We start from the raw sequence: 14036 nt of genomic DNA, 5'->3' as shown, positions 1-14036 counted from the left end.
AGAACGGTCGGAGCTGCATCGCGGCGCAGTTCGGGTCAGTCTTCATGAAGCACTCCAGATCTCGGTTGCGGCATGGTTCGACTTCCGGCTGTTACAAGAGCGTTGCATCGGCACCAAGAGCTGACCGGCCAGGCGGCCACCCTTCGCGATCGCCTGGTCAAGGTCAGCGGTGAACGACATCCGGTGTGTGTCCGGCAGCGTCGTATCGATGCTCTCCCCCACAGCCCCACCCCGAAGGGGATCCGTGACCGCGGGGAGGTCTTGCGTTCGCGTGCGGCGCTTCAGCGCTGCCTGCTGGCGACGATAGGCGCGATGGCCCTTCCCGTGGCGGATCGAGCTGCTACCCAAAGCCCCCACCTCCGACAGCGAGTGACGATACGTCCAGCCCGCTCAGCCCGCACGCGAGGTAGGTGCGCCACGGCGAAGGCGAGCCGGAAGACTGAGTATGGGATGCTGAGGTCGATCCGTGCGACCAAGGAGCGACCAATGACTGGTGCCGAAGCGACCCTCACGGCTGCGGTCGTCGCTGCGATCGTCACGTCCATTGGACTCGCGTGGGCAGTCGTGAGTTTCTTCATCACTCGACATATCACCAAGGCCACGTCCGCAAGGAGCGAGTGGCGGAGTCGGTTCGAGCAGGCCCTGTCGCTCGCTAGAAGCGCTGACCCTGGCGAGGCCAAGACCGGAGCACTCCTGATGAAGTCGCTCTCGACTGAGAAATGGGTGAGCGACACCGACCGGGCGACGACCGCCAGCGTCTTGCTGTCGCTGCCCGAGAGCGACAGCGAGCCAGAGAAGGTGCGCGAGGTTCTCGCGAGCATGAAGAACCGAGTCGCCGCTGACTCGCTCGCTCAGGTTCGTCCCGGGCCGAAGGGCGAGTTCGAGATCTTTCAGGGGAAGGACGGCGAGTGGCACTGGCGGTTGAAAGCGCGTAATGGCGAGATCATCGCGGTTAACCCGGTTGGATACACCAGCCGGCAAGGGGCTATTCACGGAATGCGATCGGTGGCACCGGGCCACGATTGAGTCCTATTACCGCCCTGCCGGCATCAGCTCGCCGTACCCGAGTTCGGCGTCGCCTTTGCCCCAGCTGCTGCTGCGCGCTTGCTGCTCATCCGGCCGCTCCCCTACCCAACGGCTAGAGTTCAGAGATGCAGTCGCCTAGCCGCTTGGTACTGGCGTCGCTTCGACGCCGACGTGCTGACTTCAGTTCGGGCATTGAGGCCATCACGACGATCGAAGCTGCGACCGCGGACGACCCCGTCGCCTCCGAGCGAGTAGCCCAGATGAAGCGTTGGTTTGAAGCCGAGTTAGGAATGGGGTCAAAACTCTCCCGACCTCAACAACGCGAGGTACTGAACTGGTGGGAGCAGCATCTCGACGACCTCGACGATGCCGTCTTCCGAGCGGCGAACGCAACGAATGCCCGCCGATGGCTATCCGAAATCGCGCTCAACTCCGCCGCAAGTGCAATCGCCGCAGGCGGGGTAGCCGCGGTCGGCGCTTTGGCGAACGAGTCCGAAGAACGGCCGCAGCAGAATTCCTTCACCGCGGAGGTCGAGTTAGTCCGTCGAGCCGACCCATCCTCGACGCCCGGCGATATCATCGGTCCGCCTGCGGATTGGGGTGCGCCGCGGTTGGCCCCGCAGGTTCTCGAGCCAGAGCGAATGACCATCGAAGGCCCTTACCCGAGTCTCCGAGAGCCCGATCGCTATGCGCACGGCATCCGGAACATCCGTGCGGGAGGGGATACAGAATCGATCAGGCTCCTGCGACTCGAATCGCTCAACGGTCGTAATCCGACGTCCGAGAATCGCGGAGTGGATCTAACCGTCAAGTTCGTGCTAGAGCTCCCGCAGGCCTGGATACAACCGGGCCAGGCCCTGTATTGGGTTTCGGGGCACTGCGGACATCCTGGTGCCACGCTGGTTTTCACACTAGATTCTTGCGCACCGTCGCAAGCAACTGCTTCTGGCTTCCACGAGCACACCATCCAAGTACGCGAGGAGCTGCCGAACTGAAGACTGCGCCCCGCCACCCATCACCGCACGAGGTGTGCATCACGGGGGCATCTTAGGCTGCTCGCCCAGGCGCTGACCCGATCTCAGCGGGACTCGGTGCGAGGTCATGGACACAGCTGAACGACGGAAGCCCCGCCAGATCGGCGCGGATTCGGTTCATAGTTCATAGTTCAGGTGCAGGCGCAGCTTGACGCGCAGGATGGACATATTGACACGTTCGTCGCGGCACTTCCCGACGACCGAAGAAATCCCGTGCCCTGCTGGCCTTTTCCCCCCGGGGTATCCCTACACGTGTCGCCCATCTTCTCCCGCATCCACTCGCGAAGGCTTGCGAAGAGCACGCAGCCTCATGAGGTGAGCGCGCCCCTCTGAGGTCAGAGTCCAGTAGCTGTTCTTGTCCGTAACTGGGTGCCGCCGTGAACTCTGCTCAATAAGTCCCAAGCTAAAGAACTGAACCTTCACATCTTCAAGCGCGCCTGCAGCTGCATCGACGTCTGCGATCTCGACGGCATCTTCGGGCGCGGGTGGGTCGGGCATGGACACAGCGTAGGCGAATATGCTTAGTTCGCGCCTCATCGCAGTTTCGCTCGCCTCATCCAGCAAAGACGGACCAAGATCAGCGAAAATCTCGTCCCAAGTGACCGGGGAATACGCAAAATGCCCGGTGGCGAACACTGGCCGGTTCCGCCCGCTGTCGACGTCCTCCTGCGTGTAGTACCGCACGATGATAGGTAGCTGATACTCGTCATCCCCCTGAGCAAGGTCCGCGTCGAACTCCCGCCGCGAGAGGCTTTCGCGTTCCTCCTGGAGTGCTTTCTCGAGGGCAGCCGCGGTGGCCCGGAGTTCAGCCATCTCTCGTTCCACCTCGGGCGTCATCGCCGCCGACGCACGAACCCATCCTTCAGCTGGGTGTGTCTTCCGCGTTTGAATCAGGCTGAGAGCCACGGCGCCCGCTAGTCCGTCAGGAGTAGTCCAGAACTTTGCCATACGCTTGCTAGCCTTGGTTCGGAACGCGTCGAGTTTGGCGCGCGCGTCTGGGTCCAGTTCGGTCTTGTCGGCCGTAATCGCGCCAGGCTCGCCGTGCAAAAACGCCATAATTGGTTTAGCGATCGAATCGGCGTAGTCGAATTCTTTCTCGGTGAAGCTCAAGCCATCATCATCGACCGAACCGTAGCGACCGCCGATTACGACGACGTAGTAGTCGCTGTCGTCGATGACTCGTTTGATCAAATCCCATTTTTCGTCGTCAGACGCCGGAAAGAGCTCCATGCCAGCAGGCAAGCAGTCAGCCTGAAGAAGCGTCTGAATGATCACCTGCCGCTCAGCCAGCAAGTCAACATAGGTTGAGCTGACGAAGACCTGCTCGCGTTTTTCCGTTGCCATGTTGTGCAGACTAGTGCCCAGCCGAAACTCGGGGCCAACTACCTCGTATCGTTCCCCTTACAGACTTACGAGGCCGTCCGCTGCGCGAACGCATGCGTCTTTCAACTGCTAGGACGCCCGCCGACGGAACCAGCCAGCAATCGGTGTAATCTCACCAACCTCCACCCAGCGCCCGTGCCGTCCGCACGGATACGTTCGGCAGCCTCTGTTCGCGAGGTTTTCATGCGACCTCTCCCCTCTTCTGCGCTGCAACAGCGAGCACGTTGTCCCGCCAGTACCCGCCCATCTGCGGGGCGAGAAGGTTCCGCGTCGCCCAGTTGCGAACCGTGCCCGTGGTGCGCTCGACGAGGCATGCGGCGTCGCGGGGGTCAGCCACCGGGGGTCATGCGGTCGAACCTCGGCCGGTGCCGGCTCGACGAACACCGACGCCCACACGCCGCCGTCGTTCTTCAAGTTCGCCTCCCGGTCACACTCCTCTGTGGTGCACCGGTACCCGGATGGGCGACCGTTACGGTCAAGCTGATTCCTCACAGCCATCAGGTGGCACACCGGGTATGCGGCCTGCGCCCATCGAGGCGAGTTGTCGATCGGCCAGCGCCAGAGGGCCCCGTCGGCGTTTCGCCGACGGGGCCCTCTGCGTGTGTTCAGGACTCGGAGCTGCTCAGCGAGACGGTGACTCCGCGGGCCGCGTTGTCGAGTGCATCCTCCAGCTCGGTGACGACCGACGGAGACAGCGTGCCGCCCTTCGCGAGGTGCGTGCGCAGGTCGGTGCGGACCCGCGCCCGGAAGGCATTGATGACGGCATCCGCTCGGTGCATCTCCTCACGGCTGACGAGCCGCGAGTCGTCGCTCGCCGTGCGGGGGCGGTTCTTGGCCGCCGTGCGCTCGCCCTTCTCGGCGGCGGCGAGATCGGCACGGAGGCTCTTCATCGCGTCCTGGACGCTCTGTCGCACCTCGCTCGCGATCAGGCGCACCGAATCGGTGAGCCCTGCCTCGATGCCGGCGAGGTCTCCCTCGCGCGACGCGAGCTCGGCTCGACCGGCCTCGGTGATCGCATAGATCGTGGTGCGGCCGTCGACGGTCTTCGTGACCAGTCCCTCTTCCTCGAGCTTCGCGAGGCGGGGATAGATGGTGCCGGCGCTCGGCGTGTAGGTGCCGCCGGTACGGTCGGTCAGCGACTGGATGATGCCGTAGCCGTGCTGCGGGGCCTCGGCGAGGAGCGACAGCAGGTACAGGCGCAGGTCGCCGTGGGAGAAGACGGCGGGGCTCATGCTTCCCACTCCTCGTCTTCCGTGATCGAGGCCGGCGTGCGGCGGAGGACGGTGACGCCGCCCGAGACGGAGTTCGCGCGCAGGTCGACGAATCGTCCCGAGAGCTCGCCCTTCGTGCCGTTGTAGTTGCTGGGACCGGTCGAGCTGCGCTCGACGCCGTCGATCAGCAGTCGACCGCTCAGTGTGCGGACGACGTAGTTCGCGGCCAGCGACTCGTCGAGGCGCACGGTGGTGCCGCCGGAGACGGAGTTGATGTTGATGGTGTTCACATCTCCCGCGGCATCCACGAGTGTCGAGCCCGAGACGATGTCGACGGTCGCCTTGCGGATGGCGCCGGTGACGGCCACGTCGCCCGAGACGCTGTTCGCGCTGATCGAGCCGGTGAGGCCGCGCACCTGCACGTCGCCCGAGACCGAGTTGACGGTGAGGTCGCCGATCAGGGTGTCGACGATGATGTCGCCGGAGACGGTGTTGAGGCGAGCGTCGTTGCGGAGGCCCGAGACGAGAGCGCCCGCGCTGACGACGCCGAGGTTCAGGGCGATCGCGCGGGGGACCGCGACGCTCACCTCGGCGCGGGGGCCGCCGGAGCCGAAGTTGCGGAAGACCTCGAGGAAGTTGTCCCAGCCCAGCTGCGGGTGGTCGATCTCGACCTCGCCGTCGTGGGACTCGATGCGGAGGTCTTTGTTGGTGACGCCGTGCACCTCGATGCGGATGCCCGGTTCGTCGTGGGCGATGATGTCCACCTGTCCGCCGACGAGGCCCACCTTGAGGCGGGTGACGGACTCGATGTCGATGACGCGTTCCTCGCCGGGGGCGATGAGCCACTTCTCGGTCATGTGTGCTTCTCCTGTGTGTAGGGTCACGATATATCGTGTGTGGTCAGAGTAACACGATATATCTCGATGTTGTCAACCCTCCGTGCGAAGTTCGGATGTAACCCTCATTGAGAGGGGGCGGTCGCCGCAGGGGCCGCGCGTCCGTCCAGGCCCCGTGGTGGTCGACCGGTAGTCTTCGACGGAAGGACTTCGAGGGGAGAAGACGTGGCCGGGCGATCGACGAAGCAGCCCATCGCCGACCGAATGTACGAGGTGCTGCTGCATCAGTTCATGTCGGGAGAGCGGGCGGCAGGGCAGAGCCTGAACATCGGAGCCCTGTCGCGCGAACTGGACGTCAGTCAGACCCCCCTGCGTGAGGCGCTCGCGCGCCTGGAGCACACCGGACTCGTCCAGCGCGAGGCGTTGCGGGGCTACCAGGTGGCCCCGGTCATGACGCGCGAAGAGGTGGAGCAGCTGGGGGAGGCCCGCGTGCTGCTGGAGCCCCGTCTCGCGTACGAGGCCGCGCTACGCGCGACGCCCGAGTTCCTGGAGGGGCTGCGTGAGGCTGTCGAGGATTTCCGCCGCTCGGCAGATGTCGCCGACACCGAGACCGAGGGCTTCGACCTCTACTGGCGCAGTGACGCACGATTCCACATGATGATCGCGGCGCAGTCCGGCAACGCCTTCCTGGAGTTGTCGTACGCCGCGCTCGGTGGGCAGATCCAGCGGTTCCGGCTGTTCTCGAAGTTCGGACGCACGGGGGCCGTCAGCGCGGCGCCGGAACACGATGCGGTCTACGAGGCGATCAAGGCCGGCGACGCGGACGGCGCGGCCGAGGCGATGCGCCACCACATCATCGGTGCGACCGAGAGGCTTCTCGAGGGCTGATCGGCCTGTCGGTTCCCCCGTTTCTGCGCTATACTATTTTTTGTGATGGCGCAGAATGAGGGACCCATGTCGACGCCGACGACCGGATCAGCGGGATCGTCGGGATACGTCGCGCGTCCACTCGTCGAGGGCTTCCCCGGAAAGTCGAGCTCGCACGGGGCCTTCGGCTGGAGCAGTCTGTGGCTGCTCGACGACGGCGTGCACCGCGTGCTCATCGACGCAGGCCAGCCCGCGTACATCCCCCTCATCCACACCGGCCTCGCACGCCTGGGGCTGACGACGGATGACGTGACCGACGTGCTGCTGACCCATATGCACTGGGATCACGTCTCGAACTTCCCGATGTTCGCCCACGCGACCACGTGGGTCAGCGAGAAGGAGCTGCGCTGGGCGGCGGATCAGCCCGCCGGCACGCCGTTCATCCCCGACCTGCACGTGCAGGAGCTCCTCCGTCGCACCGACCGTGTCGAGCGCATGACCGCAGGGCAAGAGGTGCTTCCCGGCATCCACGCCATCGACAGCGCGGGTCACACCCCGCACCACCTCGCCTTCTACCTCGACCGTGCGGAGGAGAAGCGTGTGTTCGCGGGCGACGCCGTGAAGAACGTGTATGAGCTCGCCTCGGGGCGGGTCGATTCCACGCTGGACGCCGAGGCCAGTGCCGTGACGATCGCCGCGATGCGCTCGCTGCTGACCGATACCGGGGCGACGCTCGTGCCCGGACACGATGTGGAGCTGCACTGGGACGGACGCACCGCGCTGCGCCGGCATCCGCAGCGGGCGGAGATCGGGTTCTTCGCCGACGCGTCGACGGGTGAAGAGGACCGCAGCATCGGCTGAGCGCCGATGCTGCCGGAGAGGATGACGATGACGACAGTGCTGTACACCGGCGGGACCGGACGGATGGGTCGGGTGATCCGCGAAGGACTCGCCTCCCGCTACGACCGCGTCGTGCTGTTCGCGCGCTCCGACGCCGACGAGCCTCTGTTCCCCGGGGAGCAGGTCGTGATCGGCGACCTCGGCGACCTCGACGCCCTCACCGCGGCTGCCGAAGGTGTGGACGTCATCGTGCACCTCGGCGGCATCGCCGACGAGGCCTCGTACGACAGCATCCGCACGGTCAACATCGACGGGACCTACCACGTCTACGAAGCCGCGCGACGGGCCGGTGTGCGCCGCGTCGTCTACGCCAGCTCCAACCACGTCGTCGGCTTCCACCCCGCCAGCGAGGTCTTGGACGAGAGTGCGCCGCTGCGCCCCGACACCTTCTACGGGGTGTCGAAGGCATTCGGCGAAGCGATCGCCAGCCTGTACCACGACAAGTGGGGCGTCGAGTCGGTGCTCGTGCGCATCGGCACCTTCCGTCCGGCGCCCGAAGACAGACGTCAGCTCGGCCTCTGGCTCAGCTGGCGCGACGGCATCGAACTGTTCCGTTGCGCGATCGAGAGCGCTCCCGTGGGCTGCCAGGTCGTCTACGGCTGCTCGGCGAACACCGAACGCTGGTGGAACGGCGACGCGGGCTGGGCGGCCATCGGCTACGTGCCCCGCGACGACGCGGCCGACCACACCGACGCGGTGGACTTCAGCGCCCCCGCACCCACCTTGCACGGCGGCGCATTCGCCGCCCCCGACTACGAAGGAGGGATCTGGTGACGAAGACCGATTCCCACGACGTGCTGATCACCACCGCATTCCTCGAGCCCGGCGACGAGGTCGATCGGATGCTGCGCGAGGCCGGCCTCACGACGCGGCACGAGCCCGAGCTAGCCCTGCTGGACGCCGACGACCGGGCCGGCGCACTTGCCGGAGCCCGCGCCATCATCGCCGGCACGCGGCCGCTGGGTGAGGAGGAGTTCGCGCTCGCCCCCGCACTGCAGATCGTCGTACGCACCGGCGTCGGGTACGACAGCGTCGATGTGAAAGCCGCGACCGCGCGCCAGGTGCCCGTGTGCGTCACCCCCGGCGCCAACCGACAGGCCGTCGCCGAGCACGTCTTCGCGCTGGCGCTGGCCTGCGCCCGCCGCATCCCCGAGAACGTGAGCAACCTGGCCGCGGGCACGTGGCAGCAACTCACCGGACGAGAGCTGCAGGGGTCGACCCTCGGGATCCTCGGCCTGGGCTCGATCGGCAAGGCGGTGGCGACGATCGCCGCGGGCTTCGGAATGCACATCGTCGCGTACGACCCGTACTTCGATGAGGACTTCGCCGCGGCCCACGGCATCCGTCGTCTCGATCTGGACGACCTGCTGCGCGAGGCCGACTTCGTGACCCTGCACCTCTTCCTCGACGAATCCACGCGGAACCTCATCGACGCCTCCCGGTTGGCGATGATGAAGAGCGATGCGGTGCTCATCAACACCGCCCGCGGGGGAATAGTCGACGAGGACGCGCTGGTGGACGCGGTGCGAGAGGGGCGCCTCGGCGCCGCCGCGCTCGACGTCTTCGCGGACGAACCTCTGAGCGCGTCGAGCCCGCTCCTGCACACCCCCGGGATCCTCGCCACCACGCACGTCGCCGGTGCGACCCGGGAGGCACGCGGCGAATCGGGCCGGATGGCGGCCCGCAACGTGATCGCCGCCCTCAGCGGCGCGGCCCCGGAGTTCGTGGTCAATCCCGACTACGACGCGGTGTCCGCATGATCATCGAGACGTCGTCGGGGCCGGTGCGCCTCGCGGCCAACCTGAAGTGGATGTTCACCGAGGTGCCGTTCGCCGAGCGGTTCGACGCGGCGGCCGATGCCGGGTTCACGGCGGTGGAGTTCGCGTCGCCGTACGACCTCGCGCCGGCCGAGGTGCGGCGTCTGCTGGACGATGCGGGCCTGACGCAGATCCTCATCAACACCCCCGCCGGTGCAGCGGGCTCGCCCACCGCCTCGGGCGCGGCGTACGTGCCCGGAGCGGAGCAGGAGTTCCGCGACGGCGTGCTGCGCGCGCTGGAGTACTCGGACGTCCTGGGCGCCGGCGTCGTGCATGCGATGGCCGGCATCAAGCCGGCGGATGCCGACGCGGACGCGGCGTTCGCGACATACGTGTCGAACATCTCCTGGGCCGCCGAACAGGCGCGCGGGACGGGTGTGCGCCTGGCGCTGGAGGCGATCAACAAGCGCGATCAGCCCGGCTACGGCCTGGCCTCGATGGAGACCGCGGCGGCGGTCGCGCAGGAGGTCGACCCGGAGGTCGTCGGCGTCCTGTTCGACGTCTACCACGCGCAGGTCGACCGCGGGAACCTCATCGAACGGTTCGAGCAGCTGCTGCCTGTGGTCGCGCACGTGCAGATCGCCGACAACCCCGGTCGCGGCGAACCCGGCACGGGCGAGATCGCCTACGAGCGCGTGCTCGCCCGGATCGCCCAGAGCGGCTATCCCGGGTGGATCGGCTGCGAGTACGCCCCCGTCGCGGGCACCCGTGACGGACTCTCCTGGATCGAGAGGATCATCCGATGACCGACCCGAAGATCGCGCTCATCAGCGCCACCCCGTTGGCGATCGCCCCCTCCGCGACGGCCATCGCCGCTGCCCTTCCCACGGCGACCGTGTGGAACCTGCTCGACGATCGTCTGCTCGCCGACGCGCACGTCGAGGGGGGCATCACCGCACCGCTGGCCGCGCGCATGGACAGCCTCATCGAGCTCGCTCTGGCGGGCGGAGCGGATGGCGTGCTGCTCACCTGCTCGCAGTTCGGGATCCGCGCCGACCGGCGTGATCGCGAGGCCGATGGCGTCACCGTGCTGTCGGCAGACGGTCCGCTGTTCGCCGAGGCCGTCGCTGCCGCCCCCGCGCGGGTGCTGCTGGTCGCGTCGCTCGAGTCGTCCGCGAGCGACAGCACGGCGCGGCTGACGGACGCCTTCGTCCAGAGCGGATCGTCGGCGCAGGTGCGCCCGCTCGTGGTCCCGGCCGCGGCTGTGCCGATGGCTGCGCCGGACCTGGTCGATGCCCTCGCCACCGCGATCGACGGTGTCGACGAGTCCTACGACCTGATCGTGCTCGCGCAGTATTCGCTCGCTGCCGCCGCTGCGTCTCTCGCGGACCGCTTCGGCGTGACCGTCCTCGACGGGCCCGCCGCTGCTGCACGCCGGCTGACCGCGGCGCTGCAGGAGGGGCCCCGATGATCGGCGTCATCGCCGACGACGTGACCGGGGCCACGGATGTCGCCGCGGCGCTGCGGCGCGGGGGTCTGCGCACCCTCCTCGCGCTCGGCACCGACATCGACGACGCCGCGGTCTCGGCCGACGCCATCGTCATCGGCCTGAAGACGCGCTCCCTTCCCGCCGCAGAGGCCGTCGCACAGAGCCTCGCCGCGCTCGCGGTGCTGCGACAGCGCGGAGCCGACCGCATCTACGTCAAGTACTGCTCGACCTTCGACTCCACCGCCGAGGGGAACATCGGACCGGTCACCGAGGCGGTCGCCCGCGAGCTCGGTGTCGACCGGGTCGTGACGACTCCTGCCGCACCGCTGCACGGGCGCACCGTGTACCGCGGGCACCTCTTCGTCGGCGACACCCTGCTCGCGGAGACCCACATGCGCGACCACCCGGTGACGCCCATGCGCGACTCGTCGGTGCCGCGGCTGCTCGCGGCGCAGAGCGCGGAACCGGTCGCGGCGCTTCCCCTCGAAGTCGTGCAGCAGGGCGCCGAGGCGGTGCGCGAGGCCCTGGTCCGCGCCCGCGCAGAGGGCGCCCTCCAGGTCGTGGCGGATGCCGTCACCGATGCCGACCTCGCCGCCCTCGCGGAGGCCGTCGACGGCGACGTGCTCGTCGCCGGATCCGCCGGACTCGTCGGAGCGATCGCGCTGCGCGAGACGGCGAGCGGCACCGCAGCGCCCGTGCCGCCTCCGGGGCGCACCGCGATCATCGCGGGCAGCTGCTCGCGGCGCACCCTCGAGCAGATCGACCGCTTCGTCTCCTCTGGAAGCCCCGCCTTCCGCATCGCGGCCGAACCCGGCGACACCGCCGAGCAGCTCGCCGCACGCGCCGTGGAGTGGTGGGACCGCCAGCCCGACGATGCCGCCGCTCTCCTCTACTCCTCCAGTCCCGCCTCGGAGCGTCGCGACGACGTGCCGGATGCCGGCGAGCTGTACGAGCGGACGGCGGGTCTCATCGCCGCCCAGTTGTCGGATCGCGGGGTGAAGCGCCTGCTCATCGCCGGTGGCGAGACCTCGGGCGAGGTCATCCGCGCGCTCGGCACCACCGTCGCGGTCGTGGGGGAGGAGGTCGCGCCGGGTGCGCCGTGGATCCACGACGAGCGGCGTGACGTGCACCTGATCCTCAAGTCGGGGAACTTCGGCGATGAGGAGCTGTTCGTGGATGTCGCTCTGCAGGGGGTCGCCGCATGAGCGCCGCCGCCCGTCGCGCGATCGAACGCGTCGCGCACTCCATCCATCGCCGGGGCCTCACCCACGGCCGCACCGGGAACCTCGCGGTGCGGGACGGCGATCACGTTCTGCTCACCCCGACGGGTGTCAGCCTCGCCGACATCGAGGCGGACCAGCTGTCGGTGGTCGCTCTCGACGGCACGCACCTCGAGGGTCCGAAGCCGACGAAGGAGGCGTTCCTGCACGTCGCGATGCTGCGGGTGCGTCCGGACCTGAACGCGGTCGTGCACACCCATTCGGTTTACGCGGCCGCCGTGTCGTGCCTGGCCGACGTCGACGCGGATGCTCCGATCCCTCCCCTCACCGTCTACTACGGCATGCGAGTGGGAGCGCTGCGGATGCTTCCCTACTTCGCTCCGGGCGATCCTGCCGCGACCAGCGCCGTGGAAGAGGCGGCGCGTGTCACCCACGCTCTGCTGCTGCGCAACCACGGACCCGTCGTCGCCGGCGCCGACCTGGATTCGGCGGTCGACGCCCTGGAAGAGCTCGAGCACACCGCGCAGCTGTTCTTCGTCACCCGCGGCCTGGCCACAGCCCCGCTCACCCCTGCGCAGCTGCACGCGTTCGCGGCGCCCTCCGAAAGGTCTCCCTCATGATCACCCTGTACAGCGGCCTCGTCGTCAAGAAGCCCCTCGTCGAGCAGATCATCCCGGCGTTCGAGAGCGCCACGGGTGTCCGCGTCGACGCGACGTTCGAGCCCACGACCGTGCTCCTCGAGCGGATCGCCGCGGGGGAGCGCCCCGACCTCGTGCTCGGGGTCTCGTCGTCGGTGACCGACCTCGCCGAACAGGGGCTGGTGGACCCGGCCCAGGTCGCCGAGATCGCGGTCTCGTCCGTGGGCTTCGCGCGGCTCGAGGGTGCGCCCGTGCCGGCCGATGACTCGGCGGCGGCCTTCCTCGACTATCTGCTCGCGGCCCGTGCGGTCGCGTACACGCTGAGCGGGGCGAGCGGAGTGCACTTCATGAAGGTGCTTCGGGAGCGCGGTCTTCTCGAGCGCATCGATGAGCGTGCCGTTCGCTGCGAGTCGGGTCTCACCGTGGAAGCGCTGCTCGACGGCCGGGCGGATGTCGCGGTCCAGCAGGTCAGCGAGCTGCGTTCCGTCGTCGGCCCGCAGATCGTCGAACCGATCCCGCACGAACTGCAGTCCTATGGACGGTTCGCGATCGGCGCGCGCCCCGGAGCCGGGGATGACGCCGCGCGATTCGTCACCCTCCTGACCGAGAAGTCGACGCAGGACGCGTTCGCCGCGTTCGGGCTGTCGCGTCCCTGACCCCCTACCTGGAGAGCATTCATGAGAAAAGTCATCGTCGACACCGACACCGGCGTGGATGACGCGCTGGCGCTGATGCTGCTGGCCGCCGATCCCGAGGTCGAGATCCTGGCCGTCGTCAGCGTCTTCGGGAACACCACCGGCGAGCGCGCGGCCGACAACGCCCGCTACGTGCTGGACACCTGCGGACGCACGGATGTGCCCGTATACCGCGGCGCGGACGTGCCGCTCATCCAGGAGCTGCGGATGAACCCCGGCATCCACGGCGAGGACGGCTTCGGCAACACTGGGCTTCGTCCGGCGCAGTCCGTGGATCCCGAGCCGGTCGGCGTCGACGTCGTGCTCGACCTGGTCGATCGTCATGACGGCGAGATCGACTACCTCGCGCTCGGCCCGCAGACCAACCTCGCCGCCGCTCTCGAGAGGCGGCCCGACCTGCTGCAGCGACTCCGCTCGACCACCATCGTGGGGACGCTCGGGCCGGCGCTCTATCACGACACCGCGCCGTGGGAGGATCGCCGGTTCCGGGTCTCGCGCGACCCCAACGTGTCGTTCGACATCGACGCGGCGCGCAGCGTGGCAGCCCACGCGGGCGACGTCACCTGGTGCGGGCCGTACGTCACCCGTCAGGCCCTGGTGCCCGAGGACTTCTTCCTCGACATCGCCTCCTCGACCGGCTTCGCCCCCGCGCAGCTGATCACGGCGATCAGCCGCGACTATGCCGGCTTCTACTCGCGCTCGTACCCGCAGCCGGAAGGACGCCGGGTCATGGGCATCAACGACAGCATGGCGGTCGCGAGCCTGCTCTTCCCCGAGCTCGTGACCGGTGCGGTCATGCGTCCGCTCGAGACATTCCTCGACCAGGAGACCGGCGACCGCTACCTCGCCGGGGTGCACCCGGTGAAGGACGAGACGCGGCCGATCCATCGGGTCGTCTTCGACATGGACTTCGACGGCGTGCTCGAGCGGATCGGCGAGGTGCTGCGGCGCCCGCTTCCCTGGCGCTGAGTCCCGCGGCG

General features: G+C 68.0%; 16 protein-coding genes. 12 read left to right on the top strand and 4 right to left on the bottom strand.

What is annotated here, in order from left to right; all coding sequences use genetic code 11:
• Nucleotides 1-486: 486 nt before the first annotated feature.
• Nucleotides 487-1026 carry a YegP family protein gene (locus BQ2383_RS19450; protein ID WP_208617641.1) on the top strand — a complete coding sequence of 180 codons (540 nt, stop codon included), beginning with the start codon at nt 487-489 and terminating at the stop codon, nt 1024-1026.
• A gap of 125 nt (nt 1027-1151) precedes the next feature.
• Complete coding sequence (locus tag BQ2383_RS19200; protein WP_140403322.1) at nt 1152-2021, top strand: hypothetical protein; 870 nt, start codon at nt 1152-1154, stop codon at nt 2019-2021.
• Nucleotides 2022-2306: 285 nt separating this feature from the next.
• Here the strand turns inward: BQ2383_RS19200 and BQ2383_RS08585 are convergent, their stop codons facing one another.
• From BQ2383_RS08585 to BQ2383_RS08575, 4 genes are all read right to left on the bottom strand, one after another.
• Nucleotides 2307-3404, bottom strand: a complete 1098-nt coding sequence (locus BQ2383_RS08585) for a DUF4062 domain-containing protein (RefSeq protein WP_091032544.1) — start codon at nt 3402-3404, stop codon at nt 2307-2309.
• Nucleotides 3405-3624: 220 nt separating this feature from the next.
• A complete protein-coding gene (locus tag BQ2383_RS19340) occupies nt 3625-3780 on the bottom strand; it encodes a hypothetical protein (protein WP_167381573.1) in 156 nt (51 codons plus the stop codon).
• Nucleotides 3781-4048: 268 nt separating this feature from the next.
• Complete coding sequence (locus tag BQ2383_RS08580; protein WP_091032541.1) at nt 4049-4675, bottom strand: PadR family transcriptional regulator; 627 nt, start codon at nt 4673-4675, stop codon at nt 4049-4051.
• Entirely contained in the window at nt 4672-5511 is an 840-nt protein-coding gene (locus tag BQ2383_RS08575; RefSeq protein WP_091032539.1) for a DUF4097 family beta strand repeat-containing protein, read from the bottom strand. Before BQ2383_RS08575 ends, BQ2383_RS08580 begins: the two co-directional genes overlap by 4 nt.
• 204 nt (nt 5512-5715) lie before the next feature.
• Between BQ2383_RS08575 and BQ2383_RS08570 the strand changes: the two genes are divergently transcribed.
• The 10 genes from BQ2383_RS08570 to BQ2383_RS08525 all read left to right on the top strand — a co-directional run bounded on the left by BQ2383_RS08570 (nt 5716) and on the right by BQ2383_RS08525 (nt 14025).
• Nucleotides 5716-6378 (top strand): GntR family transcriptional regulator, encoded by a 663-nt coding sequence (locus tag BQ2383_RS08570; RefSeq protein WP_244175950.1) that lies wholly within the window; start codon nt 5716-5718, stop codon nt 6376-6378.
• A gap of 66 nt (nt 6379-6444) precedes the next feature.
• Nucleotides 6445-7218: an MBL fold metallo-hydrolase gene (locus BQ2383_RS08565; protein ID WP_091032536.1), complete on the top strand. Its 774-nt coding sequence runs from the start codon at nt 6445-6447 to the stop codon at nt 7216-7218.
• Between the two features lie 27 nt (nt 7219-7245).
• Nucleotides 7246-8031, top strand: a complete 786-nt coding sequence (locus BQ2383_RS08560) for an NAD-dependent epimerase/dehydratase family protein (protein ID WP_091033260.1) — start codon at nt 7246-7248, stop codon at nt 8029-8031.
• Complete coding sequence (locus tag BQ2383_RS08555) at nt 8028-9017, top strand: phosphoglycerate dehydrogenase (RefSeq protein ID WP_091032533.1); 990 nt, start codon at nt 8028-8030, stop codon at nt 9015-9017. Before BQ2383_RS08560 ends, BQ2383_RS08555 begins: the two co-directional genes overlap by 4 nt.
• Nucleotides 9014-9820: a hydroxypyruvate isomerase family protein gene (locus BQ2383_RS08550; protein ID WP_091032532.1), complete on the top strand. Its 807-nt coding sequence runs from the start codon at nt 9014-9016 to the stop codon at nt 9818-9820. The genes BQ2383_RS08555 and BQ2383_RS08550 overlap by 4 nt, the downstream gene beginning before the upstream one ends.
• A complete protein-coding gene (locus tag BQ2383_RS08545) occupies nt 9817-10485 on the top strand; it encodes a hypothetical protein (protein WP_091032529.1) in 669 nt (222 codons plus the stop codon). The genes BQ2383_RS08550 and BQ2383_RS08545 overlap by 4 nt, the downstream gene beginning before the upstream one ends.
• A complete protein-coding gene (gene otnK, locus BQ2383_RS08540) occupies nt 10482-11708 on the top strand; it encodes a 3-oxo-tetronate kinase (protein ID WP_091032526.1) in 1227 nt (408 codons plus the stop codon). Before BQ2383_RS08545 ends, otnK begins: the two co-directional genes overlap by 4 nt.
• Nucleotides 11705-12343, top strand: coding sequence for a class II aldolase/adducin family protein (locus BQ2383_RS08535; RefSeq protein ID WP_091032524.1), 639 nt, complete (start codon nt 11705-11707; stop codon nt 12341-12343). Before otnK ends, BQ2383_RS08535 begins: the two co-directional genes overlap by 4 nt.
• Nucleotides 12340-13017: a substrate-binding domain-containing protein gene (locus tag BQ2383_RS08530; RefSeq protein WP_091032521.1), complete on the top strand. Its 678-nt coding sequence runs from the start codon at nt 12340-12342 to the stop codon at nt 13015-13017. Before BQ2383_RS08535 ends, BQ2383_RS08530 begins: the two co-directional genes overlap by 4 nt.
• A gap of 21 nt (nt 13018-13038) precedes the next feature.
• On the top strand, nt 13039-14025 hold the full coding sequence (locus BQ2383_RS08525) for a nucleoside hydrolase (protein WP_091032518.1): 987 nt from the start codon (nt 13039-13041) through the stop codon (nt 14023-14025).
• Nucleotides 14026-14036 lie beyond the last annotated feature (11 nt).

The organism is Microbacterium oxydans (assembly GCF_900095745.1).
Taxonomy (GTDB): Bacteria; Actinomycetota; Actinomycetes; order Actinomycetales; family Microbacteriaceae; genus Microbacterium; species Microbacterium oxydans_B.
This window is presented reverse-complemented; position numbering and strand designations above follow the sequence as displayed.